Origin of the sequence: Candidatus Nanopelagicus hibericus (assembly GCF_002288005.1) — a bacterium.
GTDB classification, from domain to species: Bacteria; Actinomycetota; Actinomycetes; order Nanopelagicales; family Nanopelagicaceae; genus Nanopelagicus; species Nanopelagicus hibericus.
This window is the reverse complement of sequence record NZ_CP016771.1, coordinates 210,268-236,839: the sequence shown is the minus strand read 5'-3', so window position 1 is coordinate 236,839 and position 26,572 is coordinate 210,268. Positions and strand designations below refer to the sequence as shown.

General features: G+C 42.6%; 28 protein-coding genes and 1 tRNA gene. 7 read left to right on the top strand and 22 right to left on the bottom strand.

Annotation, left to right across the window (positions count from 1 at the left end; genetic code table 11):
- Positions 1 to 22 precede the first annotated feature (22 nt).
- From B1s21160_RS01260 to msrA, 4 genes are read right to left on the bottom strand one after another with little or no spacing between them, the layout of a single operon-like run.
- Complete coding sequence (locus tag B1s21160_RS01260) at positions 23 to 508, bottom strand: GNAT family N-acetyltransferase (protein ID WP_095672072.1); 486 nt, start codon at positions 506 to 508, stop codon at positions 23 to 25.
- Positions 508 to 1,641 (bottom strand): trans-sulfuration enzyme family protein, encoded by a 1,134-nt coding sequence (locus B1s21160_RS01255; RefSeq protein WP_095672071.1) that lies wholly within the window; start codon positions 1,639 to 1,641, stop codon positions 508 to 510. Before B1s21160_RS01255 ends, B1s21160_RS01260 begins: the two co-directional genes overlap by 1 nt.
- A 17-nt stretch (positions 1,642 to 1,658) precedes the next feature.
- Positions 1,659 to 2,111 (bottom strand): peptide-methionine (R)-S-oxide reductase MsrB, encoded by a 453-nt coding sequence (msrB, locus tag B1s21160_RS01250; RefSeq protein ID WP_095672070.1) that lies wholly within the window; start codon positions 2,109 to 2,111, stop codon positions 1,659 to 1,661.
- 1 nt (position 2,112) lies between these two features.
- Entirely contained in the window at positions 2,113 to 2,637 is a 525-nt protein-coding gene (gene msrA, locus B1s21160_RS01245) for a peptide-methionine (S)-S-oxide reductase MsrA (protein ID WP_095672069.1), read from the bottom strand.
- A 109-nt stretch (positions 2,638 to 2,746) separates the two neighbouring features.
- Between msrA and B1s21160_RS01240 the strand changes: the two genes are divergently transcribed.
- Both B1s21160_RS01240 and B1s21160_RS01235 read left to right on the top strand, forming a co-directional pair.
- Positions 2,747 to 2,818, top strand: a tRNA-Arg gene (locus B1s21160_RS01240).
- Positions 2,819 to 2,972: 154 nt separating this feature from the next.
- Positions 2,973 to 3,242 (top strand): WhiB family transcriptional regulator, encoded by a 270-nt coding sequence (locus tag B1s21160_RS01235; RefSeq protein WP_095672068.1) that lies wholly within the window; start codon positions 2,973 to 2,975, stop codon positions 3,240 to 3,242.
- Here B1s21160_RS01235 and B1s21160_RS01230 read toward each other — a convergent pair.
- The 3 genes from B1s21160_RS01230 to B1s21160_RS01220 are packed head-to-tail and all read right to left on the bottom strand — an operon-like array spanning position 3,239 to position 6,236.
- Positions 3,239 to 4,705 carry a sensor histidine kinase gene (locus tag B1s21160_RS01230; protein WP_095672067.1) on the bottom strand — a complete coding sequence of 489 codons (1,467 nt, stop codon included), beginning with the start codon at positions 4,703 to 4,705 and terminating at the stop codon, positions 3,239 to 3,241. The genes B1s21160_RS01235 and B1s21160_RS01230 overlap by 4 nt on opposite strands.
- Positions 4,706 to 4,726: 21 nt before the next feature.
- Positions 4,727 to 5,665, bottom strand: coding sequence for a hypothetical protein (locus B1s21160_RS01225; protein ID WP_095672066.1), 939 nt, complete (start codon positions 5,663 to 5,665; stop codon positions 4,727 to 4,729).
- Positions 5,649 to 6,236 carry an SAF domain-containing protein gene (locus tag B1s21160_RS01220; RefSeq protein WP_223297965.1) on the bottom strand — a complete coding sequence of 196 codons (588 nt, stop codon included), beginning with the start codon at positions 6,234 to 6,236 and terminating at the stop codon, positions 5,649 to 5,651. Before B1s21160_RS01220 ends, B1s21160_RS01225 begins: the two co-directional genes overlap by 17 nt.
- Positions 6,237 to 6,326: 90 nt before the next feature.
- Between B1s21160_RS01220 and B1s21160_RS01215 the strand changes: the two genes are divergently transcribed.
- Complete coding sequence (locus tag B1s21160_RS01215) at positions 6,327 to 6,767, top strand: Rv3235 family protein (RefSeq protein ID WP_095672065.1); 441 nt, start codon at positions 6,327 to 6,329, stop codon at positions 6,765 to 6,767.
- Here B1s21160_RS01215 and secA read toward each other — a convergent pair.
- The 13 genes from secA to fdxA form a co-directional block, all read right to left on the bottom strand.
- Positions 6,764 to 9,424, bottom strand: a complete 2,661-nt coding sequence (gene secA, locus B1s21160_RS01210; RefSeq protein ID WP_095672064.1) for a preprotein translocase subunit SecA — start codon at positions 9,422 to 9,424, stop codon at positions 6,764 to 6,766. The two genes, B1s21160_RS01215 and secA, sit on opposite strands and share 4 nt — an antisense overlap.
- 51 nt (positions 9,425 to 9,475) lie before the next feature.
- Positions 9,476 to 10,018, bottom strand: coding sequence for a ComF family protein (locus B1s21160_RS01205; RefSeq protein WP_095672879.1), 543 nt, complete (start codon positions 10,016 to 10,018; stop codon positions 9,476 to 9,478).
- A 164-nt stretch (positions 10,019 to 10,182) separates the two neighbouring features.
- A complete protein-coding gene (gene mtrB / locus B1s21160_RS01200; RefSeq protein WP_095672063.1) occupies positions 10,183 to 11,739 on the bottom strand; it encodes an MtrAB system histidine kinase MtrB in 1,557 nt (518 codons plus the stop codon).
- A 2-nt stretch (positions 11,740 to 11,741) separates the two neighbouring features.
- Positions 11,742 to 12,416 (bottom strand): MtrAB system response regulator MtrA, encoded by a 675-nt coding sequence (gene mtrA, locus B1s21160_RS01195; protein ID WP_095672062.1) that lies wholly within the window; start codon positions 12,414 to 12,416, stop codon positions 11,742 to 11,744.
- Entirely contained in the window at positions 12,417 to 13,694 is a 1,278-nt protein-coding gene (gene ahcY / locus B1s21160_RS01190) for an adenosylhomocysteinase (protein WP_095672061.1), read from the bottom strand.
- 92 nt (positions 13,695 to 13,786) lie between these two features.
- Positions 13,787 to 15,133 (bottom strand): phosphomannomutase/phosphoglucomutase, encoded by a 1,347-nt coding sequence (locus B1s21160_RS01185; RefSeq protein WP_095672060.1) that lies wholly within the window; start codon positions 15,131 to 15,133, stop codon positions 13,787 to 13,789.
- Positions 15,134 to 15,172: 39 nt separating this feature from the next.
- Positions 15,173 to 15,523 (bottom strand): DUF3499 domain-containing protein, encoded by a 351-nt coding sequence (locus tag B1s21160_RS01180; RefSeq protein WP_041887309.1) that lies wholly within the window; start codon positions 15,521 to 15,523, stop codon positions 15,173 to 15,175.
- Positions 15,524 to 15,562: 39 nt separating this feature from the next.
- On the bottom strand, positions 15,563 to 16,894 hold the full coding sequence (locus B1s21160_RS01175; RefSeq protein WP_041887310.1) for a DUF5719 family protein: 1,332 nt from the start codon (positions 16,892 to 16,894) through the stop codon (positions 15,563 to 15,565).
- A complete protein-coding gene (locus B1s21160_RS01170) occupies positions 16,891 to 20,010 on the bottom strand; it encodes a glycosyltransferase family 2 protein (RefSeq protein ID WP_095672059.1) in 3,120 nt (1,039 codons plus the stop codon). Before B1s21160_RS01170 ends, B1s21160_RS01175 begins: the two co-directional genes overlap by 4 nt.
- An 8-nt stretch (positions 20,011 to 20,018) precedes the next feature.
- Positions 20,019 to 20,285, bottom strand: a complete 267-nt coding sequence (locus B1s21160_RS01165; protein WP_018224761.1) for a WhiB family transcriptional regulator — start codon at positions 20,283 to 20,285, stop codon at positions 20,019 to 20,021.
- A gap of 122 nt (positions 20,286 to 20,407) precedes the next feature.
- Complete coding sequence (locus B1s21160_RS01160) at positions 20,408 to 21,379, bottom strand: nucleotidyltransferase family protein (RefSeq protein ID WP_095672058.1); 972 nt, start codon at positions 21,377 to 21,379, stop codon at positions 20,408 to 20,410.
- Entirely contained in the window at positions 21,376 to 22,458 is a 1,083-nt protein-coding gene (dapC, locus tag B1s21160_RS01155) for a succinyldiaminopimelate transaminase (protein ID WP_223297964.1), read from the bottom strand. The genes B1s21160_RS01160 and dapC overlap by 4 nt, the downstream gene beginning before the upstream one ends.
- On the bottom strand, positions 22,430 to 22,750 hold the full coding sequence (fdxA, locus tag B1s21160_RS01150) for a ferredoxin (protein ID WP_041887318.1): 321 nt from the start codon (positions 22,748 to 22,750) through the stop codon (positions 22,430 to 22,432). Before fdxA ends, dapC begins: the two co-directional genes overlap by 29 nt.
- Before the next feature lie 94 nt (positions 22,751 to 22,844).
- On the opposite strand from fdxA, the gene B1s21160_RS01145 reads away from it, so the two are divergent.
- Positions 22,845 to 23,027, top strand: coding sequence for an LSm family protein (locus tag B1s21160_RS01145; protein ID WP_041887320.1), 183 nt, complete (start codon positions 22,845 to 22,847; stop codon positions 23,025 to 23,027).
- Positions 23,024 to 24,421 carry a cysteine--tRNA ligase gene (cysS, locus tag B1s21160_RS01140; protein ID WP_095672057.1) on the top strand — a complete coding sequence of 466 codons (1,398 nt, stop codon included), beginning with the start codon at positions 23,024 to 23,026 and terminating at the stop codon, positions 24,419 to 24,421. Before B1s21160_RS01145 ends, cysS begins: the two co-directional genes overlap by 4 nt.
- Here cysS and B1s21160_RS01135 read toward each other — a convergent pair.
- Positions 24,418 to 24,741, bottom strand: coding sequence for a hypothetical protein (locus B1s21160_RS01135; RefSeq protein ID WP_041887324.1), 324 nt, complete (start codon positions 24,739 to 24,741; stop codon positions 24,418 to 24,420). The genes cysS and B1s21160_RS01135 overlap by 4 nt on opposite strands.
- On the bottom strand, positions 24,741 to 25,610 hold the full coding sequence (gene mshB / locus B1s21160_RS01130) for an N-acetyl-1-D-myo-inositol-2-amino-2-deoxy-alpha-D-glucopyranoside deacetylase (protein ID WP_041887326.1): 870 nt from the start codon (positions 25,608 to 25,610) through the stop codon (positions 24,741 to 24,743). The genes B1s21160_RS01135 and mshB overlap by 1 nt, the downstream gene beginning before the upstream one ends.
- Before the next feature lie 61 nt (positions 25,611 to 25,671).
- Here mshB and B1s21160_RS01125 point away from each other — a divergent pair, with 61 nt between their 5' ends.
- Together B1s21160_RS01125 and B1s21160_RS01120 are read left to right on the top strand one after the other, a co-directional pair.
- Positions 25,672 to 26,280 carry a TetR/AcrR family transcriptional regulator gene (locus tag B1s21160_RS01125; protein WP_041887328.1) on the top strand — a complete coding sequence of 203 codons (609 nt, stop codon included), beginning with the start codon at positions 25,672 to 25,674 and terminating at the stop codon, positions 26,278 to 26,280.
- Between the two features lie 37 nt (positions 26,281 to 26,317).
- On the top strand, positions 26,318 to 26,572 hold the full coding sequence (locus B1s21160_RS01120) for a DUF3107 domain-containing protein (RefSeq protein ID WP_095672056.1): 255 nt from the start codon (positions 26,318 to 26,320) through the stop codon (positions 26,570 to 26,572).

The window sequence follows — 26,572 nt, the reverse complement described above, 5'->3', positions numbered from 1 at the left end:
CTCTTTTTATATCAAGGTAAGACTAATTACCTTCCTCTGCAAGTTTTGCCAGTGAACTCCCAGAAACTCTAAAGACGGTCCACTCATCCATCGGCTCTGCCCCGATAGATTTATAAAAATCTATTGCGCTCTTATTCCAATCAAGCACCCACCATTGCAACCTTGAGTACCCTTTTTCAATACAAATCTGAGCAAGTTTTCTGAGCAACGCCTTTCCATGGCCGGCGCCTCGAAACCTAGGATCGACATAAAGATCCTCTAGGTACACCCCATGTTTACCTAACCAGGTTGAGTAATTTAGATGCCAAACTGCAAAGCCACTTACCTGCCCTGCCTGCTCTGAAATTAGACAAAAAACCGCGGGCACTTGGCCAAATAAGGAGCTCTCTAAATCTGCGACCGAAAGGCGGACCTCATTTGGTGCTTTCTCATACTCAGCCAAAGCATGAATGAAGCGAAAAATATCGGGTAGGTCTTTTGTGGTTGCAGCGCGAACAATTACTGCCATTATTTAATTTTTGCTAGAAGCATTGCCTGGTCAATATCTGACCAAATATCATCCACATTTTCAATACCAACTGAGAATCGAATTAAACTCTCTGGCACGGTATGACTTTCTGTATCCCATCTTCGTCTGCGCTCCCAAATAGATTCAACTCCGCCCAAAGAGGTGGCATTAGTTATCAATTTAGCGCTATCGCACATCAAATCTACCTGTGCTGCGCTGCCTCTTGGTTCAAATGAAACCACTGCGCCAAATCCCTTCATAAATGATTTAGCAAGTAGGTGGTTTGGGTCGCTAGGCAATCCTGGATAGCGAACTCTGCTAATTCTTGAATCCTTTGATAATCGCTCTGCCAATATCATGGCATTTTCTTGCGAGCGCTGCATTCTTACTGCAAATGTTCGCAAGCCTCGAAGTGCTAGCCAGGTTTCAAATGGTCCAGCAATAGCACCGCCATACTTTCGTGATTGTTCTAGACGATTATAAAGTGCTAGGTCATTGGTACTTAGTGAGCCGAGTAAAATATCGCTGTGTCCAGATAAGAATTTAGTAACTGAATGAATGACAATATCTGCCCCCATCGCTAATGGGTTTTGATTCAATGGTGTGGCAAAAGTATTGTCTACAGACACTCCACATCCTTTGGCTTTGGCATAGGTTATGAGCTTTGGTAGATCAACCACATCAAGTAGTGGGTTTACCGGTGACTCTAAATGAACTATTTGGGCGCCATCAATAGCTGCCATAGATTCTTCGGCATTTGTTAGATCTACAAATCTGACGGTTAATTTTCCGCTTTCATGCAAATTCTTTAAGTAGGTAGTTGTGCCTTGATAGCCATTTTTTGCCGCAACTATTACACCAGCTGGTGGCAGTAATGAGAGAATGGCGTTAATTGCCGCCATGCCAGATGCAAAAATTAATGTCTTCCCACCCTCAAGGAGTTCAATTGCCTCCTCTAATGCGCTCCAAGTTTGATTTCCAGATCTGGCATATCCAATTGGTCCACCAACATGAAATGTGGAGTTTAAGGCGATTGGTGGATTGAGTTCACCATCTGCCTTCTTTTCTGGTCGGCCAGCTGCAACTACCTTGGATTCGGTGGATAGCTTGCTCCACTCATGTTTTTGACCCATAGGACGACTCTAGTCTTTTATGGTTTTGCTTCCAACACCAGTGCTACTGAATTAATACACCATCTTTCATCAGTTGGAACTGAATAACCTTCACCGGTGAAAACATGACCAAGGTGTGAGCCACAAGCTGCACACCTAACCTCGGTACGAATTCGGGGAAAAAGCGAACGATCCTCAATTAATTCGACCGCATCTTTTTGCGTTGGTGCGTAAAAAGATGGCCAGCCACAACCTGAGTGAAACTTAGTCTCTGATCTAAATAGTTCAGCAGCACAGGCTTTGCACTTGTAAACACCAATTGTTTCAGTATCGGTGTACTCACCGGTGAATGCCATTTCCGTATCAGCCTTGCGCAAAACATTAAAAGATAAGGAGTCAACTCGCTGTTTTAATTCACTCTCATCAATTTTGATCTTATACGGCTCACCCTTTGAGTTGATACTTGAATCAATTGGCGTAATCTCATTCATGTTAAGAAAGTGCAGCCATTGGATAATTGATTCCAGTTGATGAATGGCAGTCATAGCCATTTGGATTCTTAGCTAAGTATTTTTGGTGGTACTCCTCCGCTAACCAGTAGGTAACCCCTGATGCTGGCAGTATTTGGGTAACAATTTTACCGATGCCATTTTTGTCTAACTCTGCTTGATAAATACCCTTACTGGCAATAGCTTGCTTTAGCTGGTCATCAGAGGTGGTGTAGATGGCAGATCGATACTGGGTGCCAATATCACCGCCTTGTTGATTTAATGAGGTGGGATCATGCATCTCCCAAAATTCCGCAAGTAATCTCTGATAAGTAATTACCTCTGGATCAAAAATAATTTCCACCATCTCAGCATGATTTGTTGTTCCAGTGCAAACTTCTTTATAGGTTGGATCTGGTTTATTTCCACCCATATAACCAACTGAGGTTTGAATTACTCCTGCCAATTGCCAAAATCTGCGCTCTGCTCCCCAAAAGCAACCAGTAGCAAAGTATGCGGTGTGACTCATCTGCTAATTCTCTCCTAATCACAATTACTTCGCAATCTTTAAATATTTCAAGGGATAAAAAATGGGGTAAATGTGAGAGTGATAACCTTTGCGCTTATTTGTAATTAACGCCCTCGTAGCTCAGGGGATAGAGAACCGCCCTCCGGAGGCGGGTGCGCAGGTTCGATTCCTGCCGAGGGCACATAGATAATCAAATAAAGTGATGAATATCTGTGAAATATTTTCACTTCATAGCAAAATATCCTTGTTTATTAATTAGATTAAGGAGAGAATAGGGGAGTTAAGTTTTCGTTAACTTTTATTACCATCTATTTCACTGAAGGAGTTGCTGCCCTATGGATTGGCGACATCAAGCTATTTGTCGCGATGAGGATCCAGAGGTTTTCTTTCCCGTCGGCAATACCGGTCCCGCATTAGCTCAAATTGAGGAAGCGAAAAAGATTTGTGCCAGATGCCCAGTCAAGGAGCCATGTTTAGCTTGGGCACTTGAAAGCGGACAAGATGCCGGAGTTTGGGGTGGGTTATCTGAGGATGAAAGACGTGCGATGAAACGTCGGGCGGCGCGTAACCGTGCTCGACAAATGGAGAATCAAAACCCTTTTTAGTTTACCTTAAAAATTATCTCACCTTTGGTGAGGTTATCAATACGTACCAATCTGATACTCCCACTTAATTCATTTTTAGTAAGTGTGTTGGCAATTTGTAATCCTAAATTTGCTGATTTTTCAATATTGAAATCATCAGGAAGGCCAACACCATTATCAGATACCGAAACTTTGTAATCATTTCCATTTTTTATGATCTCAACAGTTAACAAATCTCCAGATTTTGATAAACCATGCTCAATTGCGTTATGAATTAACTCGGTAACTACAAGGGATAAGGCAGTGGCAGTTTTGGAATCAAAAGATCCAAAATCTCCGATTTTTTTATATTTAATCTTTCGCGGATTTAGATCTAACGCGTTCTTCACAATTTGCTCAAAAACCTGATCGAACTCCAGCAGCTCTGATGATTGATTGGATAAAGATTCATGGACAAGTGCGATTGAGGCAACTCGCCTGACCGCCTCATCTAATGCCGCACTTGCCATCGGGTCGCTGACGCGGCGTGATTGCAATCGAAGCAGCGCGGAGACAGTTTGTAAGTTGTTCTTAACCCGATGGTGAATCTCTTTAATGGTGGCATCTTTTGTTACTAATGCTCGATCACGATTACGCAGTTCAGTTACATTGTGAAGTAAAACTATCGCACCAATTCGATCCCCTTTTTGAGTCAACGGAATCACTAATAAATCAATTACCGCTGCTGCACTTTCATACTCAACTCTGCGCAAAAACTTCCCGCTAAGTGAAGTTTGCCAAGACTCATCTGTTGGTTGATTACCTGCCTTGCTCAAGTTACTAAAAACTTCACCTAGGTTTTTACCCTCAAGCTCATTTTCAAAACCAACTCTACTTAAAGCAGATCTTGCATTTGGCGACGCAAAAAACACCACACCATTTGTATCTAATCGAATTAATCCATCACCAACTCTGGGCGCAGATTCAGAGCTGTAAATGCTATTACGAATCGGAAAATTACCATCTACTACCATCTGAAACATTTTGCGAGCAATTTCGCGATAATTTAATTCAAGCTTTGAAGGCGACCGCATTAGATTAAAATTGCGATGCCTTGATATCACTGCCAAACTTTTCCCACCAAAAATTACTGGAATGCTCTCGTCTTTAATTAGTACTTCACCAAGTAACTCTGGCTCTGCATCTCGAATAATTTCACCATCTGATAAGGCTTGATCAATTCGTGGCCTATCCCCCCAATTAATTTGGGTGCCAATTAAATCGTTGCTAAAGACGGTTGCAGCGGTAGTTGGTCTGATTTGAGCAATCGCCACAAAGCCCTCAGGCCATGATTTTTCATCCCTGCGAATTGGCAACCAAAGTATTAGATCGGCAAAGGATAAGTCAGCTAGTAAACGCCACTCAGCAACTAGTTGCGACAGATGTTCTGCTTCAACATCGCTTAATTTAGAGTTCTCAGTGATCAACTCTGCAAGGGTTGCCATAGGTCAATGGTAGAGCCCCTGTCATATAAGTTGTTTACCAATTTTATCTATCTGCTTACTAAAGGCGGTACTGCGCCAAAATGAGTATTTGCTCACTGTTGAACCTACCGAAAGCTGTGCTGCGTGATCAAATGGGATTTGGATATTTGGCCAACTGCTAACTAACTCTAGAAACTTACCTTGAATTACCCTACCTATTCGATCAAACCTTTGTTGATTTAGTAGAAATATAATTGGCGGTGGGTTAATTACCTTTTGAAAATCCTTCAAAAACTGCGCTAAGTATAAAATCCCATTCTCATCGGCCTTTGTTACGTAAATTAATTTACTGGCACAAGCAACACTTTCACTTAACCAGTGGGAATTCATTCGCCGATCTGCCAGAGTTTGGGTCAAGAAAAGTACGGCGCCACCATCAATTACTATCGCACCCTCTTTCACAGTGGAAAGGTGTCTACTCAACTCTGGTGCCTGGATACCTACCACCTTAGATTTTGCCGGCGGCCGCAAATTTTGATGACTGGCAGAAATTATTGTGGCAGATACTTGGGCCGCAATTTGATTTGCGATTGTGGATACACCTGGTGCGCCAGGTGATCCAATCACTGTGGTGAGATTTACAAGTTTTTCTATCGCATGAATAAGAGGTGGTCGATTAATTTGAGATAAGGCATTCATTAATTCTGTTTGTTCATTTTTTTCGTCAAGTGCGATAAACCTGTGCTGTTTATACTTACTGATTATAGAATTTAACTCACCGACTTCACAAAAATCTTTACTATATACAATTGTTAGATTTAACTGGGATGTGGGGAGAAATTTTGATAGCAGCGACAGATTTAAGGCGCGATAAATAATGTTGCAGCCTTGGGAAAAAAGTAAGGCGGCAACTTTTTCCTCCTGGTCACTGCTGCTGATTGCAGTTACTAGGTTGAGATTTACTTTAGAAGCTTCGGACAATAATCAACCTGCTATCGGTAATTAGATTTAAGGCTGATATGACCTGGTCGCTATTTAAGATTACTAATACACTCACCGAACCTGAATTGCTGCGCTCCAACACCTGTTCAACTGATACACCAGCAGCTAATAATTCTGGGGTAATTATAGATTTAGAGTCTCTTTTTGGGATTGCATAAATATCAATGACATCACCACGTACTAATGCAATTGGTAGATCGGTGATTTCAACCGATAGTGGCACCAGCCGCTTATCTGTTGAATCAACCTCATTACTGATCGCGGCCACTGGAATTAAATCTCCGGTGGAAATCCTTGAAATTACAGTTGCACCAACAATTTGTGCAGCTGATGAAAAGTAGTTTTTTGCAGATTGAGCGAGTAACACCGAAGCCGGGATGATGTCTGTTGGGGTAATTATCTGACCTGGCGCAAGTTCGCCAACACTAGCCCAGACCAAAACGGTTCTATTTGCTTCTTTTGATATCAAACTGGCTGCAGACAAAGCAATTATTAATAGTGCCAGCCCCATCGCCAATCTTGAATTTTTTAGGAAATCTAACTTAGCCATTTGCATAAGTACTATTTAGCAAAGTTGGGCATGGAATAACTCATCCCTTCGGATGATCTGCTGATCAATCAATCCTTGCAGAGTTGCAGTATGACAATTACTCAATCACTGCCACAGGAGGTACCTAATCAAACGAAGAAGTTATACCTAGTACCAACAACTGATAAAGAGTTTGGCAACGAGCTCTCCCACCCGAAGTTCTCACCAATCCCCTCATCCTTGGCAGAACTACCAGATTTATTCCAATGGAGTGAGAATTTTGTAATTGCAGTTATTGAAGTTTGGTCTGGCCGCAGATCTGCACTCCAACTATCACGAAACTGCCATCGCTCTGTTATAAATAAAATTATCGAAGAAGGTAAGCATTTAAACCAAAAATGCCAAATTAGAAAGCTTTACACAAATCAGCCAATTGAAGGTGTGATAGAGGTAGTGGTGACCTTACGAGTTCAAGACCGAGTTCGCTCATTGACCTTAAGATTTGAAGGTGTTGATAAGCGTTGGATTTGTACTGATCTAAACTTACTTTAAGCAGCTCCATGGCATCGTTTGTATTTCTTTCCAGAGCCACATGGACAAGGCGCATTTTTAGATGTTCCACCAGAGTTTGTTGGCTCCACATCTGCGGCTGAATATTGCAATGCTGCAGCAGGTGCTGGTGCCGGGGTTAAACCTTTAGCGCCAACCTCACTACCTTCTACCTGTACCTCAACATGAAATACAAAACTAACTAATTCTTCCTTTATTGCATCCATCATCGCGGTGAATAGGTCAAATCCCTCTTTTTGATACTCAACTAATGGATCACGTTGTGCCATGGCACGTAAGCCAATACCTTCTTGCAAATAATCCATCTCATAAAGGTGCTCGCGCCATTTGCGATCTAAGACGGAAAGCAAGATTTTTCGCTCTAATTCTCGCATGACAACTGGAGTTAATTCACTCTCCCGCTTTTCATAAGCAACCCTGGAGTCTTGCAAAATTCTTTCCAATAAGAACTCACTATCAAGTGCTACTGCACCACCGATCTCTGCCAGTAATTCCTCGGCGGTGAAGGAGATTGGATAAAGAACTTTAAGCGCACTCCATAAAGTATTTAAATCCCACTCCTCTGCCACTCCATTTGCCGTCGCCGAGTTAACATATGCAGTAATTGTCTCCTCTAGCGAAACCTCAACTAGCTCCTTAATATCAACACCCTCAAGCACCTCACGACGCTCGGAGTAGACAACCTCACGTTGTTTGTTCATAACATCGTCATACTTCAATACATTTTTACGCATTTCAAAGTTTAAAGATTCAACCTGAGTTTGCGCTGATTTAATTGCATTGCTTACTATCTTTGACTCAAGCGGTGTCTCCTCCGGCATACCTGCTGCACCTAAAAATCTTTCGACTAAGCCAGAATTAAACCTGCGCATCAAATCATCTTGTAGAGATAGATAAAATCTTGATTCACCTGGATCACCTTGCCGACCGGAGCGACCTCTTAGCTGATTATCAATTCGCCTTGATTCGTGGCGCTCAGTACCAAGCACATAAAGTCCACCTAGAGCGACCACAGTTTCATGCTCTTTTGCCACAGCAGCTTTTTGTTTTTCAATCTCACTTGGCCAAGCTTTTTCATACTCCTCAGGTGAATCAACTGGATTTAATCCTTTGCGTTGTAATTCAAAATCTGCCATGAACTCTGGATTACCACCCAGCATGATGTCAGTTCCACGACCGGCCATATTGGTAGCAACCGTGACTGCGCCAATGGTGCCAGCTCTAGCAATAATCGCCGCCTCGCGCTCATGTTGTTTGGCGTTAAGAACTTCATGCGCGATGCCATTCTTCTTTAATACCGCGGATAACTCCTCAGATTTTTCAACACTTACTGTGCCAACCAATACTGGTTGACCTTTCTTATTTCTATCCACGATGTCGTTTGCAACAGCGGCAAATTTTCCAGCCTCTGATTTGTAAATAAGATCTGATTGATCAATTCTGACCATATTTTTATTGGTTGGAATCGGGATAACACCTAGCTTATAGATCTGCATAAATTCAGATGCTTCAGTCATCGCAGTACCAGTCATGCCGCTGAGCTTTTTATAGAGGCGGAAGTAATTCTGCAGGGTGATTGTTGCCAGGGTTTGATTCTCGTCCTGGATCTCAATTCGCTCTTTTGCCTCCAAAGCTTGGTGTAGACCCTCGCTATACCTACGCCCGGCCAACATCCGGCCAGTGTGCTCATCAACAATCAATAAATCGCCATTCATAACTACATAATCTTTATCTCGCTTAAATAATTCTTTTGCTCGAATTGCATTATTTAAGTAACCAATCATTGGCGTATTGGCTGCTTCATAGAGATTTTCAATCTTTAACGCCTCTTCAACCCTGGTTACACCCTCCTCTAAAATGCCAACAGTGCGCTTTTTAACATCAACTTCATAATGCTGATCCAGGGTTAGTTTTGAAACAATATTTGCAAACTCCACATACCACTTAGTTGCCTTATCTGCCGGGCCAGAGATAATTAATGGTGTTCTTGCCTCGTCAATCAAAATAGAGTCAACCTCATCTACGATCGCAAAGTTGTGGTCTCGTTGCACACAATCGGATAGTGACCATGCCATGTTGTCACGGAGATAATCAAAACCAAATTCATTATTTGTTCCATAGGTGATATCTGCTGCATAGGCTTCACGTCTTTCAGTTGGGGACATGCTTGCCAGAATTACACCAACTTTAAGTCCAAGAAAACGATGTACTCGACCCATCCATTCACTATCACGCTCTGCTAAATAATCATTAACAGTAACAATGTGCACACCTTTACCAGTCAATGCGTTTAAGTATGCTGGCAAGGTTGAAACCAGAGTTTTACCTTCGCCAGTGCGCATCTCAGCGATATTTCCTCGATGAAGTGCGGCGCCACCCATTAATTGAACGTCGTAATGACGTTGACCAAGAGTACGTTTTGCCGCCTCCCTGACAACTGCAAACGCCTCAGGCAGTATGGAATCCAAACTTTCACCATTGTTATAGCGCTCTTTGAATTTATCAGTTTTACTTCTTAACGATTGATCATCTAAAGCAGAGATTTCACTCTCAAATTTATTTACCTCTTGCGAAATCTTTACTAGGCGCTTAACCGCCTTACCCTCACCAGCTCGTAAAACCTTGTCTAATAAACCCACAAAGATCCTCCGCTGGCCTCTTAAATATTATTGGTGAAATTCGGTAGTGGCTTATCGTATTAGAGAATTACGCCCCACCGCACACGCGGTAATAACGGCGGTGATACCGATTTTCGCATTGGCCAAGGCCCTAGCCCCCTCTTGGATGGATGCGCCTGTGGTTACAAGGTCATCAATCAAGAAGAGATCACCGCTCGGAATCTCGCAGTTTTTAACGCTGAAAGCACCACTTAGATTTTGGGTGCGTTGGCGGCTATTTAATTTACTTTGATCTTTTATGTTTTTAGAAAGATAAATAACAGGTGAATAAGTGGCGGGGATATTTTCTACTGCAAGATTCTTTACAACCTGCTTAGCCACCTGACTTATGTGATCTCTGCCCCGCCTTCGAATTGCTGCAGGTGAGGATGGAATAGTAATAATTGCTACTGGCTGGGCAATAAAAGATTCTGATAGCGCAAAAATTATTGATCTGGCTATACAGCGTGCCAGTAGATTTATGCAAAATACATTACCATCTTCTTTGGCAGCTAAAATAATCCTGGCAGATTGTGGATTGTAGTTGGCAACAAAATAAAGTTTACTCTCACCCAAGTAATTTAATTTAGGGGGTGTAAACCAGGTTTCACTACAACTGTTACATAACTGAGTGCCAAGTAAATTACAGCCTGCGCAGGTAGTGGGATATACAAGTTCTTTTAACGCAGCTAAAGTTTTTATCACTGCCCTGTTATAACAGGATAGGTTTGATTTATTCTCTAAACTCTATTATCTGTTAATAGTAAATCATCTGGCGTGAGTGTGATTGGGAAAGATTGCACTGAATCACCATGGCGTTTAGGAATAGTCAACACAAAGTGAGCACCTTGATTTGGCTTTCCCCAGGCAAGTAACTGTCCCTGGTGTAATTTGGCATCTTCAAGCGCGATTGATAAACCTAATCCAGTTCCACCACTTGTTCGAGCTCTAGATGGATCTGCCCGCCAAAACCGATCAAATAGATAAGGTGCATCCTCCTCATTAAAACCTAATCCATAATCTCTTACACCTATCGCCACCTCTTTATCACTTTCTGCAATTGTTACCTTAACCCTGCGGCCCTCGCCATGATCAACTGCATTGGTTACAAGGTTACGAAGAATTCTTTCAATTCGTCGCGGATCTGCCTCAATTTGAATTGGCCCAACTGGTGCGATTACCTGGAAAAGTGCTGCTTTACTTGGATGCAGGAAATCCACTGTCTGTTTGGTTAATGCACAAATATCAAAAGTTACAACACCTAGCGCTGCCGCCTCGGCATCAAATCTGCTCACCTCCAGTAAATCTGAAAGTAGTAATTCAAACCGATCAATTTGGTTAATTAATAACTCACTACTTCTAGCAATATTTGGATCAAAACTTCCTTTTTGTTCAAATATTACTTCAGCCGCCATCCGTAAAGTTGTTAGTGGTGTACGCAGCTCATGTGACACATCAGAGACAAATCGCTGTTGTAACATGGATAAATTCTCTAGTCGAATAATTTGTTGTTGAATTGACACTGCCATTTCATTAAAGGATTTACCTAAAGTCGCTAACTCATCATCACTAGAAACACTCATTCGACTAGTCAGATCACCGTGAGTGAATTTCGCAGCCACTGCTGCGGCTTGCTGCACCGGTGAAACAACTTGCCGGATTACAAACTGAGTACTGAGTCCGATAAGTATCACCAGTAATAAGCCTGCACCTAGTAAATTCCAGGTGATGCTAGAAATGCTCTGATACTGCGCATCTAATTTGAAGAGGTAATAAATTTCATAAACTCCAGTACGGGGAATATTTAATTTGCCTCCAATTAAAAATCCTGGAAACTCTTTTCCATCTGAGTAGCGAATCATCACCCGCTTTTCCAAGACCTCGTCAGCTTTCTTAACCTGCTCACGGAAGCTTTCTGGAATTGAATCAAGCACCAATAATGTTGGAACTGTTTGATAAATATTTTGCTTACTATTGCCCTTAACCACCGGCAAAATTACCGTTTCCCGGCCAGACAGTGAGCCATCCTCTCGAGAAGAGGTGATGAACTCTTGAACTACCTTTTTTAGGCCTGCATCATTTTGAAATCTTGCAAGATTGAAATGTCCTTGCGCCAAATAAAGCGCGTTTGCAGTTTCTATCTTTGAAATAGAGATCTTCTCATTAATAATCGTTGTTGCCACTCGGTTATGTATTGATACACCAATAACTGTTGCAATCAATATCGAAAAAGCAATACTTGTCAGCAGCACCTTAAGGCTTAGGGATTTCCTAATCTTAATTTTGGTGCTGAACATGGCTAAACTCTAGCCGCCCCCGCCTTATAGCCAACACCCCGAACAGTTAATACATACTCAGGATTATCAGCATCTGATTCAATTTTAGAGCGCAATCGCTGGACATGCACGTTAACCAAACGAGTATCAGCTGCGTGCTGATAGCCCCAAACCTCACTCAATAATGCTTCGCGGGTAAAGACTCTGCCTGGTTCTTTGGCTAATGTGGCTAGTAAATCAAACTCCAACCGTGTAAGCGGAATTTCTCTGCCACTTTTTAATACCTTGTGTTCCATTTGATCAATTACTAGATCACCAATTGCAAGTGTGCCAATCTTGGTAACTCTTCTGAGTCTGGTGTTAATTCGTGCTACCAACTCTTGCTGTTTAAATGGTTTAACGATGTAATCATCGGCGCCAGCTTCAAGTCCAAGAACCACATCATGGGTATCATCTTTTGCGGTAAGCATTACTATTGGCACCATCGAAGTTTCTCTAATAATTTTGCATACCTGTATGCCATCAATTCCAGGTAACATAAGATCTAATAAAACTAAATCAGGTGGATTTGAATTAAATAAATCCATCACTTGATCCCCGCGATTTACTAAATCAACCTCCATACCTGCAGAGGTTAAGACGATGCTAAGCATCTCTGCTAAGTCTTGGTCGTCATCAACGACCATGACTAATGGCATTTAAGAGCCGTGTTCCCAGGAGTTTAAGTAGAGCTCTTGGGCTGGCGTAAGAACATCAAGTGCTGAACCCATACTCTCTAACTTAAGTCGTGCTACATCCTTATCAATAGAAACCGGCACATTATGCAATCCGGCTGCTAAACCTTTGCCAGATTTCAATAACCATTCAGCGGTTAATGCTTGATCAGAAAATGACATATCCATAACTGAGGCAGGGTGCCCTTCAGCTGCGCCTAAGTTGGCAAGTCTGCCTTCGGCAATAAGTAGTATCCGGCGGCCATCTGCCATTACAAACTCATCAGTCTGATGGCGCATCTTCGAGTTTTTACTCTGTGCATTCTTCTCTAACCACGCCACATCAATTTCAATATCAAAGTGGCCAGAGTTGGCGAGAATTGCACCATCTTTCATTTGCTTGAAATGCTCATCACGTAAAACATCACGATTTCCAGTTACGGTAATGAAAATATCGCCAATCGCAGCAGCTTTTGTCATCGGCATTACCCTAAATCCTTGCATCAGCGCATCCAATGCTTTGGTGGGATCAATCTCAGTCACAATCACCTCAGCGCCCATTCCTTTAGCACGTTCGGCAACTCCTTTACCGCAATAACCAAAACCAGCAACTACCACTATTTTTCCAGCAACTAATGTGTTTGTAGCACGGAATATTGCATCAAGGGTTGATTGGCCAGTGCCGTATCTATTATCAAACATGTGCTTAGTATCAGTGTCATTTACGGCAATCATAGGAAATTTAAGGGCGCCGTCTTTCGCCATCTGACTTAATCGAATAACACCAGTAGTGGTCTCTTCACATCCAGCCATAACACCGTCGATTAATTCGGTTCGGGTGGTGTGTAAAACATTTACTAAATCACAGCCATCATCAAATACTAATTGTGGTTTTATATCTAATGCAGAGTTTAAATGCTGATAGTAACCATCTCGATCAACTGCATTTCGTGCAAAGACAGAAATTCCATACTCATGCACCAAAGCTGCTGCAGTGTCATCCTGAGTTGAAAGTGGATTTGATGCACAGAGTGCTAGGTCTGCTCCACCGGCCTTTAACGCCAACATTAAGTTTGCGGTCTCAGTCGTAACATGCATACAGGCAGCAATACGAATCCCTGAAAAAGGTTTCTCTTTTGCAAAACGCTCTTTAATTTGTGCCAACACCGGCATGTTTCTCGCAGCCCATTCAATTCGCTTTTTGCCTTCGCCAGCTAAGGCAGGATTAGCAATATCGTTTTTAATCGCAGTGGTGGTGCTCATTTACTCTCCTATGGATTCGAACTAATAAAATGTTGGCTTTTACATTGGCGTTAGGGGATAAAGATACCCTGAGAGCGGTTGTTTTATCACCTTTAAAGCAATGCTAAAACAGTATCTGTGATGCTTGCCATCTCTTTTTCGGTATTAGCCTCAACATTTAGCCTGAGCAATGGCTCAGTATTAGATGGTCGAAGATTAAACCACCAAGTATCGGCGGTAACAGTTAGGCCATCTAACTCATCAAGTTGATATTTGTCTTGATATTCTGCCCGCACCGCCTTAATAGATTTGGCAACATCCTTTACTTTGCTATTGATCTCACCACTTGAAAAATATCGGTTGTATGGCTGTAGCAAATTAGATAACGGCTTGCTGCTCTCCATCAACTCAGCTAAGGCGTAAAGCGCGGCTAACATGCCAGAATCTGCACGCCAAAAATCTGCAAAGTAAAAGTGACCTGAGTGTTCGCCACCAAATATTGCCCCTGACTCAGCCATTAAACTTTTGATATATGAGTGGCCAACCCGACTGCGTAGAGCTACGCCTCCGTTTTCAGCAATAACCTCAGCCACCGCTTTTGAGGAGATTAGGTTGTAGATAATGGTGGAACCGGGCTTTGATTTCAGTTCGCGAGCAGCAATTAGAGCGGTTAGAGCAGATGGATTTACTAAATCTCCTTTTTCATCAATTAAAAAACATCGGTCAGCATCCCCATCAAAAGCCAGCCCAATATCAGCCTTCTCTTTTTTCACTTTCTTTTGCAGATCCTTAAGGTTGTCAGACTCAATTGGATTTGCTTCGTGATTCGGAAAATTACCATCTAATTCAAAATACATGGGAACTAAATCAATATTTAGATGCTTCATCACCGCTGGAGCGGTAAAGCCAGCCATGCCATTTCCAGCGTCAATGACAACTTTTAATTTACGTTTTTTGAAAGTTTTTTTAGGGAATCTGGCGAGTAAATACTCCACATACTCACTTAGTAAATCTTGATTTCGCACTGAGCCGACTGGTCGATTTGAGATTGGCACACCATCTTCGATGAATTGACGTATCTTCAATAATCCCGACTCTTGTCCAATTGGTCTGGCCCCACTTTTACAAAGCTTCATGCCGTTATATTTTGCAGGGTTGTGACTGGCAGTAAACATAATTCCCGGTAAATTTAATTTGCCAGAGGCAAAATACAACATGTCGGTAGAGGCTAAACCAATTCGAATTACATCCATGCCTTGACTGGTGGCACCATCAGAAAAAGCTGCTGCAAGTGGCGCAGATGAAGGGCGCATATCCTCACCGACCACAATTGTGGCTGGCTCTCTTTCAATCTCTAGAAATTTAGCAAAGGCAACACCGAGTGAGAATGAAAAGTCAGGTGTAATTTCATTTTTTACCAAGCCTCTAATGTCATAGGCCTTGATAATTTTCTCTAACATAATGCTCTTAACTTAGAGGTTAATTAAGGATTTTAAAAATTAGTTTGACGGCAGCACGCGCAGATGGCCTCGACGACCTAGCTCTGGCTGCATTGTTTTCCCGCCTGTTTCGGTATTTGCTACTTCACGAACTGCGTTAGCAATCGCCATTAAATCTTCCTCAGATGGCCCAGTGTTGTGATCAATAATCTCCTCTTTAATTACACTCCAACCAACTGGAACTGTTAACCGTTCGCTGTGCAGTGAGCAAAGATCATAATTGTGTGGCTCGGCATAGGTTGATAGCGGCCCTAATACTGCAGTTGAGTCAGAGTAGATGTAAGTAAGAGTCTTTATTGCAGCATTAGTGCAACTAGCTCGTGAGCATCTACGTGAATTCGACTTTCGCATATGAACAGGTTAATACGAGTATGGTGAAAATGTTGGGATTTAGCCCCGACTTATTACTTTTGCATCGGCGATTGGCTCGGCTGCTGTTTCTAAATTTGCGCCATTATTCATTGGAATGTAGCTGCTACCGATACCGCCATCTGCTGGTAACAAAATGACACCCCCGCTAATTCCCTTACTCTTTGCGGTAATTTGCAATCTATTTAGACCAACTGGGGCTGACCAGGTCAAAAAATTTGATCCAGTTAATTGTTGTTGAATTTTCTTTCCATTTACACCTGTTGCTGATACTTCGACACTTATTTGATCGCCGACAAAACTAAGTATGGGTTTGGAGCCCGTGAGGTTTACGCTCCACTTACTTAGCGGATCAGCAGCTGTTGCCCAGGCAATTTCAAAACTCTTGCCATAGGTAAAGGTACTTAACACCGAAGCTAAAATGGGTTGATCAGAATCGATAATTACTGAAAATGGTTGATTTGTTGGTGCAAAGGTCAACGGGATATCTAAAACTTTTTGCCCCTTTACATCCAACTCAGAAAGTCCTAGCGGTACAAAGTTTCCATCATTTGAATTTATGGTGACTGCAACATTTGCATCGATTGAGGCGGGTACTAGTAAGCGCAAGGTATGAGTTACCAAATTTTTAGAAGTAATCAATTTTCCAGTAAAGCCAGAGATGGCAGAGATCTTTACCTGCTTACTTGCTGCGGCTACTGGCGCTACAAAATCAGCACCTAAAGATTTAAGCCCTTTTTTTCTTTCATCAAATAAAAAAGAACTAACGCGCCCTGATTTAGTTTTTACGGCCATCATTATTACTTCTTCACCTGGGATCATCGAATCCACAGATATTTTTTTAGTTGAATCCTGAGCAATCACAACACTCTTTGGCTCAATCGGGCCAGTTGGAGTAAATATCTCGATATCAACCGATGATTCACTGAAGCCACTATTTGTAATATATAAAAATGATTTACTTGTAAGTGCGCCAGATCCACCAGCAAACCATTGCTCACCATTGCTAATTGAACATGGCACTACCGCTTTCCAACTACTATTGGCGAAAGTTAGCGCAGTTCCAGAATTGCCCTCCACTAAGACAGCTTCACTTACTAATGGAATCACACTACTTTTACCAGGATTAAGCCGTTTACTTTTGCCATCAATTAATCTGCGATTAATTTTTGAATTCACCAGAGCGGCGATTGAAGATACTTTGTTGCCAATTGCTGGGCAAACAGTCGCTGGATAGGTGCTGGTTAATTTCACCTGCTCAATTTGTGAAGGCGCAAAGTAGGAAATACCCGCTAAGCAGATAAGTACTAAAGGAATTGTCAGAATTTTCCATCTAAATTGGCTTATTTTCATACCAACTCCTCAAGGGGAACTTCACTGCGCCTTCGCCCAGCAGGTAGTGCCAAAACTATTGTGGCAATCAGCGCAATCATCTGCATTGATATCCAGGCATTTCGATACTCGCCATTATGGATTAAGGAAAAATCACCAGCTTCAGCGACTTTAAATACTGGTATACCAAACTGATTTTGTTCAACTGGAATCTTTTTCCCATTTAATATTAACTGCCAAGCTCTGTCATATTTTTCAGCCAATAAAATTTGTCCAGGACCTGTGACATAGCCCAGCGATTTCCCATCCGAGAGGCTGATTGGAAAATTTTTGCCTTGCGGGTTTTGGAAAGTAACTCTGGCATTAGAGTCATTAACTTTCCACACCACTCCATCCTTTGTGGCAGAGCTGCGGGTATACCCACCAATCCCATCAATGGTGCGCACCAAAGCTGGATCGGCTGGGTTTTTCATAAACAGGTATTGCACGCCATAAGCTCCCAGCACTTGGCTGCTAGCAGCGCCCACACCATTTACTAAATCAACAATCCCTTTGTGCACAAGTGCAGGAGTTTCACTTGCGATATCTGCATCACCTAGTTGCAGATCACCGCCTCGGGTTATGAAATATTGCAGTTGATTGCTGGTTTTCCTGATTACAACCGTCTTTGGTTGTTCAGTTGTGCTTGCCAAATCAGTTATAAATGCAGGCACTATCTGCTCTTGATTTGAGCGCACCAAAGAGTTAGCACCAGCGGTGGCGGCCCACACTGATATTGAGGCCATGGAAATCACGGTAATTATGGTGGTCAAAACAGTGGCTATATGTTTGAAACCAAAATTACTCCGGCGCAGCTGAGGCAGTAACCGCTCTACCACTGCAAAAAAAGCAAGCAGGCAGAGCAGTTGGGCAAAAACAATTAATGGACCACTCCAAATTCTCTCTGCACCACTGCTGTTGCCTGCAATGTAATAAGAACTAAATGTTGCAGCAACAGCAATAACTACAACCGCGAATGAGGCAATTTTTCGTTGATCGTATGAAATTACCCCCACTAGCAAGAACAGCATAAATGGTGCCAAAATTAACAAACCTGGGGATCCCAAGCCGCCTGGATTAAATAATAAGACTGATACTTGATTACCAGATTCAATTGATAATCCTGGCTCCCTAAGCGCTTTAATAGGATGCATAATTAGATTAAACGAGTGGGGAACATTAATTAGTACTGGGGTTATCAGTAGGGCAAGGCGCTTTTTAAACTCCTCGGTATCTAGATTCTTAAGAATCACTTGCCACTGAATCGCCCGCCAATTTGTTGAAGTAAAGTAATGATTGATACCAACTGCAAAGTGAAAGCAAATCCAGCCAAGTAGGAATAATGGCGAAAAGGCGGCGGCAACCGCTGCTAACAGGGTAATAGAGAATATCTTGCGCCATGAAATTTTCAATAATCCTTGGTATCTGCCCAATAAAGTAATTATGGCTGGCAGTAACAAGGCAACCACAATTGTGCCAAGTCGACCCTGATTTATTGAGGTTAGTACCACTGGTGAGAGTGCGTAGATAAATCCTAGAAATACACTGAAGTACTTGCTTAAAGCATAATTTCGAGCGGAGCGATAACTTAAAATAAACAGCAGCGTTGGAGCTAGAAAAAACAGCGCAGTAATAAAGCTTTGGGGGTTGGCAGCAGTAATAAATGAAGCAAGACCAATTATCGGCACCCATAATGGAACAGCGGCACTGCTGCCCAGCCCTATTTGATGCCAAGAGTTGAAATAGGAATTAATTAATTCATAAGCACTGGCAGGTGATACTGCTAGGGCACCACCAGAGAGTGAACCTAATCTATTTCGTGAGTAAAAAATGCTAATAAATAATGTTAGTAATACTCCAAATAATAAGGGCTGCTTTACTAAGGCTCTAATCTTGCCAAAACTTTTTGTTTGAACATAATCAATTTCATCAAAACTTTCATCGATGACACCAATATCAGAGTAGCTCTTTGCTCTTGTAATCTCACCTTCACCTCTGTTTGGTTTGAAAGCATTAACTAGTGCGGAAGAAATTCTCTCAAAAATACTTCTTATCTGAACTGCCCGTGCCGGGATAAAAGGTTTGATCACTCGAGCGGTTAATACTCGATTTGATCTTCGATATCTTCTAGATTTAATTAAATCTGCTGGCTTGAAAATCAAAAGTCCGACCGCAGCAATTTCATCGGCCGCATAGCCAGGAAGTTTTGCAAGTAAGTAAATTAGCGATCTACCCAATGAGGTGAAAAGAAGCTGAACCACCACCCACGGAAGAATCCACCAACTTGAGTTGGCGAGTAAGACAAATGCAGCATTGCGCCGATCCAACAGTAAGGGACGATGCAAAATCGCATCTTTCACATCAACCGTGCGCCGTTCAGAGGAGGCCGCCTCTGCGTGATAAAGAATTGCATCTCCTACACAAATTACTGAGTAACCAGCTATGTGAGTGCGCCAGCCAAAATCAACATCATCTCTAAATAATTCTAAGCTGGGGTCAAATCCACCCAACGTCTCAAACAGCGAGCGCTTTACTAACATTCCTGCGGTGCTTACCGCCAACACCTCATTAATCTCATCATGTTGACCTTGATCATGTTCGCGCTCCTCCAACCCGGTCCAGCGACTGCCATTCTCAGTAATGCTTATGCCAACCTCTAAAATATGTTTGCGGTCATACCAACCTAATATTTTTGGACCGGCGACGGCAACCTGTGGTCTTGCAATCGCGGCTGCTAATAATTTTGCTAGTGCATATCGATCCGGCGCAGAATCATCATGCAAAATCCATAACCACTCTTGTTCTTGGCTATTTTTTTTCATAGTTGGAAGTTGTCTAACCGCAGCAGCGACAGCTGCGCCAAATCCAGTACTACGAGATTTTTTTATTACTTGAATTCCAGCGTTACTTAATAATTTAGCTGAGCCATCAATCGAACCGGTATCGACCGCGATAATTTCATCTACCGGGTGCTTTTGCGAAGATAAGGAGGCAACAACCTCACTTAGCCAGGTGGCACCGTCATGGGTAACAATTACTGCAGTTACATATTGATCTTCAATTTGGGCACTTGCCCCGGTGATCGCTTTTTCAGCCACCCGTAATTTTAAGCGCTACGGCGCTTTAAGCGACGACGCTCACGTTCAGATAATCCGCCCCAAATTCCAAATCGCTCATCATGGGCTAAGGCGTACTCCAGGCACTCAGCACGGACCTCACAGGAAAGACAGACCCGCTTCGCCTCCCGAGTTGAGCCACCCTTTTCGGGGAAAAAAGCCTCTGGATCGGTTTGAGCGCAAAGCGCCCGCTCCTGCCAAGAAAGTTGTTCTGAGGAAACTACTAGGGCTGCAAGCTCTGCACGTTGATCTGACATATCTCTCCAATAACTCTTAAGTTAATTCCGCGAGTACCTAGGGCTAGGGTGTGCCCACTAATGGGGTAATTACACGCCTGTAATTCAAATAAGTCAAGTCAGTAGTATCCAAATTGTGGAGATTAAAACCCTAAATAATTGCCGATAACTACCATTCCAGCCTCAATTTGGGTATTTGGCGCAATTATTGAGTCAGTTATGCGGCAATTAGACCCAATTTTTGCGCCGCTACCAATTATTGAACCACTAATCTGACAATTACTCTCAATATATACCTCAGACTCAATAACACTGCCATTATTAATACTGCTATTGCTAGCAACTGATGCAGTAGGTGAGATTAAATAATCTCCACTGTGTTTTGGGGTGGCAGATGATTTTATTTGGCCAGTAATTAGATCAGCAGAGGCTTTTACTAACGCAGCTGGGGTGCCGATGTCTAGCCAGTATGAGTTATCCAAATAACCAAAGACGCTAATACCTGCAGCTAATAGCTCTGGAAAGGTTTGCCGTTCCACACTTACTACTTGATTTGCTGGAATCTTTTCAATCACCTGGCGATTAAATATATAACACCCGGCGTTAATTAAGTTGCTTACGGGGTTTTCCATCTTTTCTAAAAAAGTTTTAACCTGGTCATTTGCAGCCAATTCCACGCAGCCAAAAGCTCTGGCATCTAGAACCTTGGTTAAATACAATGTTATCTCTGCTTTATTCTTGCGATGAAAATCTAACTGCGCGGATAAATCATGGCCACTTAAAACATCCCCATTAAATACCACTACCTGATCACACTTATCCAAAGCAGCTGCTGCATTACGGATGCCACCACCAGTGCCTAATGCGGTTTTTTCTACAGCGTATTTGATCTTGATACCAAATTTTTCACCATTGCCAAAGTAAGGCTCAAATAACTCTGCTTTATAAGAGGTGGCTAAAACTATCTCCGATACTCCAGCATCAGCTGCTTTTCTAATTTGGTGTTCTGTAAATGGCACACCAGCCACCTGCAGCATTGGCTTTGGAGTTTTAAGGGTTAACGGCAACAGCCGAGTTCCCATACCGCCCACCAATAAAATTGCGCCGGTTTTCATGCACTTATCCGCTGAGCTGCTTGGCTGATATTTTCATCAGTTGCCGTTAATGCAATTCGAATAAATTGATCGCTGCCATAAAAAGCTCCTGGAGTTACTAAAATGCCTAGATTTGCAAAGTAATCCACGGTTTTATACCCATCCTCACCTCTGCTACACCAGATATATAAACCAGCGTGGCTGTATTCAATCTTAAATCCTTTACTCATTAACGCCGCTTTTAGTATTTGCCTGCGCCGGTCATACCGCGCTACCTGCTCCTTTACATGCTGCTCATCAGCCAGCGCGGTCACCATGACTTGCTGCACTGGAAGTGGGGTCATTAAGCCCGCATGCTTTCGCACCTGTCTAATCCGATCAATTAATTTCACATCCCCAACCACAAAGCCTGCACGGTAACCCGCCAAATTTGAGCGCTTAGATAGTGAATGAATCGCCAGCAGGCCGGTGTTATCACCATTTGCTATCGCCAAGATTGATTTGGCGTCAGTAGCAAAGCTTAAATAACACTCATCGCTGGCAACAATTGCATTATTTTTTCGAGCCCAACTGATGCAAGCAGCTAATTCAGTTTCATTCTGCACCTGCCCAGTTGGATTAGAGGGTGAGTTAAGCCAAGCTAAATCAGCAGTCGGCCAAGTGTTGGCATCTATTTCAACTGGCAGCACCTGCGCCGATGCCATCATGCCACTTACTTGATAGGTTGGATAAGCCACTTTTGGATAAAGAATTTTTTTGCTCTGCAAAAATGTTGGTAATAGCGCAATGAATTCTTTTGAACCAATTGATGGCAGTACATCAAACTCACCGCTTACGCCAAGATTTTTTATCGCCCACTGTCGAATCCCTTGACGCAACTCCTCTGTGCCTCCAGTTACTGGATAGCCAGGTGAATTACTAACTTGGGAGAGCCGCTCTTGAATAAATTTTGGCGTGGGATCAACTGGTGTGCCTTGAGATAGATCTATGAAACCGCCAGGATATTTTTTTGCCTTTTCACCATATGGTGCCAACAAATCCCATGGAAAATCTGGCAGTTTCAGAAAAAACTTATTTCTCTTGTGGCGGTAATGCAGCAACTACTTGATGGTCCTTACCAGTAGGGCCAAGTTTTGCTGCGCCCCCGGGAGAGCCGATCTCTATAAAAAATTTAGAGTTAACCTCGCTATATTCTTTCCACTGCGATGGCACATCATCTTCATAGTAAATAGCTTCTACTGGGCAGACTGGCTCACAGGCACCACAATCCACACACTCATCGGGTTGGATATAGAGCATGCGATCGCCCTCATAGATGCAATCAACTGGGCACTCTTCAATACATGATTTGTCTTTAACATCAACACAAGGTTGAGCAATTATGTAGGTCATGCCACTCCTTACAGCTAGATCTGCCTGATTAGGTAGAGAATACTGCCATTACTCTTAATGTTTATTAAGCCTTAAGTTTAGTAGAGAGGGTCAAATGCAGCCATCAGCGGCTCAGGTTGGTGAGCGGGTAAGCATTCGATTACATGATCCTGCAGGTGGCTACCGGGACTTACTGGGTATTTTAGTGAGTGAAAACACGGTGAAAAAGAAAGATGGCACTTTGATTACCTTTGACCCAAGCAAGATCGCAGTATGGAAGATTGTGCCCAATAAATGAGCAATAAAGAGATCTTATTATTTGATACCAAAAGCCGAAAGTTACAACCACTGGTAAGTAGCAACGGCAAAAATTTAAGAATCTATAGCTGTGGACCTACTGTTTACCGAGATGCCCATGTGGGCAATATGCGCACATTTTTGCTGGGAGATTTGATTACCCGCCTTGCAAAATTTCTCAATTACTCTGTTGAATTTATCCAAAACATTACCGATGTTGGACATATGTCGGAGGATTTTGTGGAGGACAAGATACTAGCTCAGGCAAAAGCTGAATCTAAAGATCCATTTGAAATTGCTCGCACCTACGAAAAAAGATTTCATACCGATCTAAAAACCCTAAATATCAGCCCAGCTGATTCATATCCCAAAGCAAGTGAGTGTATTGATTTGATGCATGATTTGATTGCACAATTAATTAAATCTAATAATGCTTATGTCGGCAGTGATGATTGTGTCTATTTTGATGCACAATCCTTTGCTGGGTATGGCGCAATCAGTGGAAATAGATTGGACTCACTTAAGCCGGGCCATCGCTTTGAATACACCGAGGATGGTGCAAAGAGATTTCACGCAGATTGGGCGCTTTGGAAAGCGGCTGCTGGCCGCAGTGAAATGATTTGGGATTCACCTTGGGGCAAAGGTTTTCCGGGTTGGCACATTGAGTGCTCTGCTATGTCATTGCACTACCTAGATAAATTTGTAGATTTACATCTTGGTGGAATTGATTTGCGCTTTCCTCACCATGAAAATGAGCGAGCGCAATCAAATGCAGCAATAAATCAGGAAGCAGTTGCACTTTGGGTGCATGGTGAGCACCTGTTATTTGAGGGGAGGAAAATGGCTAAGAGCACCGGCAATGTTGTTCTAGTCTCTGATTTAACGGTGAGGCATATTGATCCGCTATCACTTCGACTTTGTTTTTTGGAGAATCGATACCGAAGTCAAATGGATTTAAGTTGGGATAGTTTGAAGGCTGCGCACTTATTGCTGCAAAGGTGGCGGCAACGAGTTCAATCCTGGAAGGGTGATCAGCAGGTAGATCAAGCTGCGGTGCAAAGGTTTACCGATGAGATTATGGCGGATTTGCGACAAGACCTTGATACCCCAAGAGCATTACAAAAATTGCGAGGGATTGAAAAATCTGAAATTATCTCTGCTGCAAGTAAGTACGAAATTTTTATCGCAGCCGATAAGGTCTTTGGTCTAGATTTAGCTAGGCAGCCTTATAAGAGTGAGTTACCGGTAGAACTTGCTGATTTGCTAGAAAAGCGAGTGCAAGCACGAGCCTCCGGAAATTTTGCTGAAAGTGATCGCCTGCGAGATCTTCTTGCAGAAAATAAAGTGGTGGTAAGGGATAGTAAAGAGGGACAAAGTTGGGACTGGTTAATCTAGCGGGAGTTGGACCTTGATAAGACTAGGCTGAAAACAACTACTGCAAAACCACTAATTAAAAAAAGGTTTCCATAAGTATTTCCATAAATTAATAGCTCATCACCATCACCTGGCGTGCCAGCTCTGATTACTACTGCCAGCCAAGTTGCACCTGCTAAAACTTGATAGCGCAGATAATACAAATTTTGGCCAACAACTCTTATACCTAAGTAGGTAAGCAATAATGATGCAACAAATCCGAAGGGTGGCAGGTAATTGTGCAACAAGGTTGCGCTAAATGCGATTAGTGCACCAAAAAGCACTGACTTTATGATCTTCATTATTTCACTCCAGCAAAGATATCTAACTCTCGGCCATTTTCATCAAATGGTGCAGATATCTCCCCCTTAACCAAGGTGTAGTACTCATCTGCCCAGACAGATAAGCCCAGGTTATTTGACAGCGCAAAAAATGGTCCATCAACCGATATCTGAGTGGCATGTGCCTTCATCGCGGCTAATTTTTGTGGCACATACTCCTGAGCGTTAACGACTGAGGTCACTAACTCATCAGCTTTTGCAAATGGCAGATCATCAGCACTCTCAGCGCCAAAGAAATCTGAACCCACCGCTTTCATCTTATCTATGCCATCTTGCAAAACAGATCTTGGCATTGTGTTCCAATAAATTTTTGCAATTTGCCAGCCTTGAGTTGCTGAAAGTTCAGCAGCCCGCATCGCTACCCGATGCGCTTTTATGTGATCAGGGTGTCCATACCCACCAAACTCATCGTAAGTAATCAATACCTGTGGCTTTATCTCCAGAATTATCTTAACCAACTCATTTGCAGCCTCATCTAAATCAGATTGCCAAAAAACGTCATCACGATCATTTTGTGGGGCGCCCATCATTCCACTATCTCGCCATTTTTTATTTGGCGCTCCTAAGAACCGAAAATCACTAATTCCAAGTTCAACCATCGCATCATGCAGCTCAATCTCGCGATGAGGTCCGAGTTTGTCATCTCTATCACTTGCTAAATTTTTTAAACTTTCTACCAGCACCTCACCCTCTTCGCCTCTGGTGCAGGTAACCAAGGTGACATGCACTCCTTCAGCTGCATATTTAGCCATCGTCACACCATTGTTGATGGTCTCATCATCTGGATGGGCGTGTACTAATAACAATCTTTTATCTGTTTTCACCCGCACAATATAACTATAAAAGTAATAAAACCTGACAATTTATCTGATTACAGATTAGAATTGAGAAATGCTGGAGGATAAAGTTGCACGGTTACCTCGCGATGAAAGACGTGCGCAACTTCTAGTTGCCGCCCTTGAGGTTTTCACAGCCGCTGGCTACCACTCAGCTGCGATGGATGAGATTGCAGATCGAGCTAAGGTTAGTAAACCAGTTTTATACCAGCACTTTCCCTCAAAGTTAGAGCTTTATCTAGCGGTATTAGATCTTCATATTGATTCATTAGTTTTTGCAATTCAAAAAGCAATCGCATCAAATCGAGAAAACTCTGCGAGAGTTTCAGCAACTGTTGAAGCCTACTTTGGCTTTATTAACTCTGAAGGTGAGGCATTTAGATTACTTTTTGAAAGTGATATGAATTTAGAGCCTCAGGTCAGGGAACGCTTAAATCGCATGACCTATGATTGCGCCGCTGCGGTGAGTGCGGTGATTTCAATAGATACCGGTTTGGGTAAAGAAGAATCGATGATGCTTGCAGTCGGCATTATTGGCACCGTCCAAACCACTGCCAGGCATTGGTTGGATAGGGATGGAAAGATTGATCGCCAGCGCGCTACTGAACTAGTAATGAATTTGATTTGGCGAGGTATTTCTGGGTTCCCTAAGTCACAATCTTAAATTCGCAAAGTAATCTCCCAATAGATAAGGTTAAGCAATGGCTACAGCAAAGGTAAAAAGTGCAACAAAAACTGATGTAAAGATTGGCATTTCTGATACCACTCAAGAGATAAATTTTGAGTGTGCCAGTACTCAAGCTGAGGTAATCGCAAAAGTTAATGAAGCAATTAAGTCTGCAACACTCTTATCGCTAAGTGACACCAAAGGTCGAGAAATTCTTGTTCCGCATAGCAAGATAAGTTTTGTTGAAGTCGGCGAATCAGCAGACCGTCGCGTTGGCTTTGCCAACTAA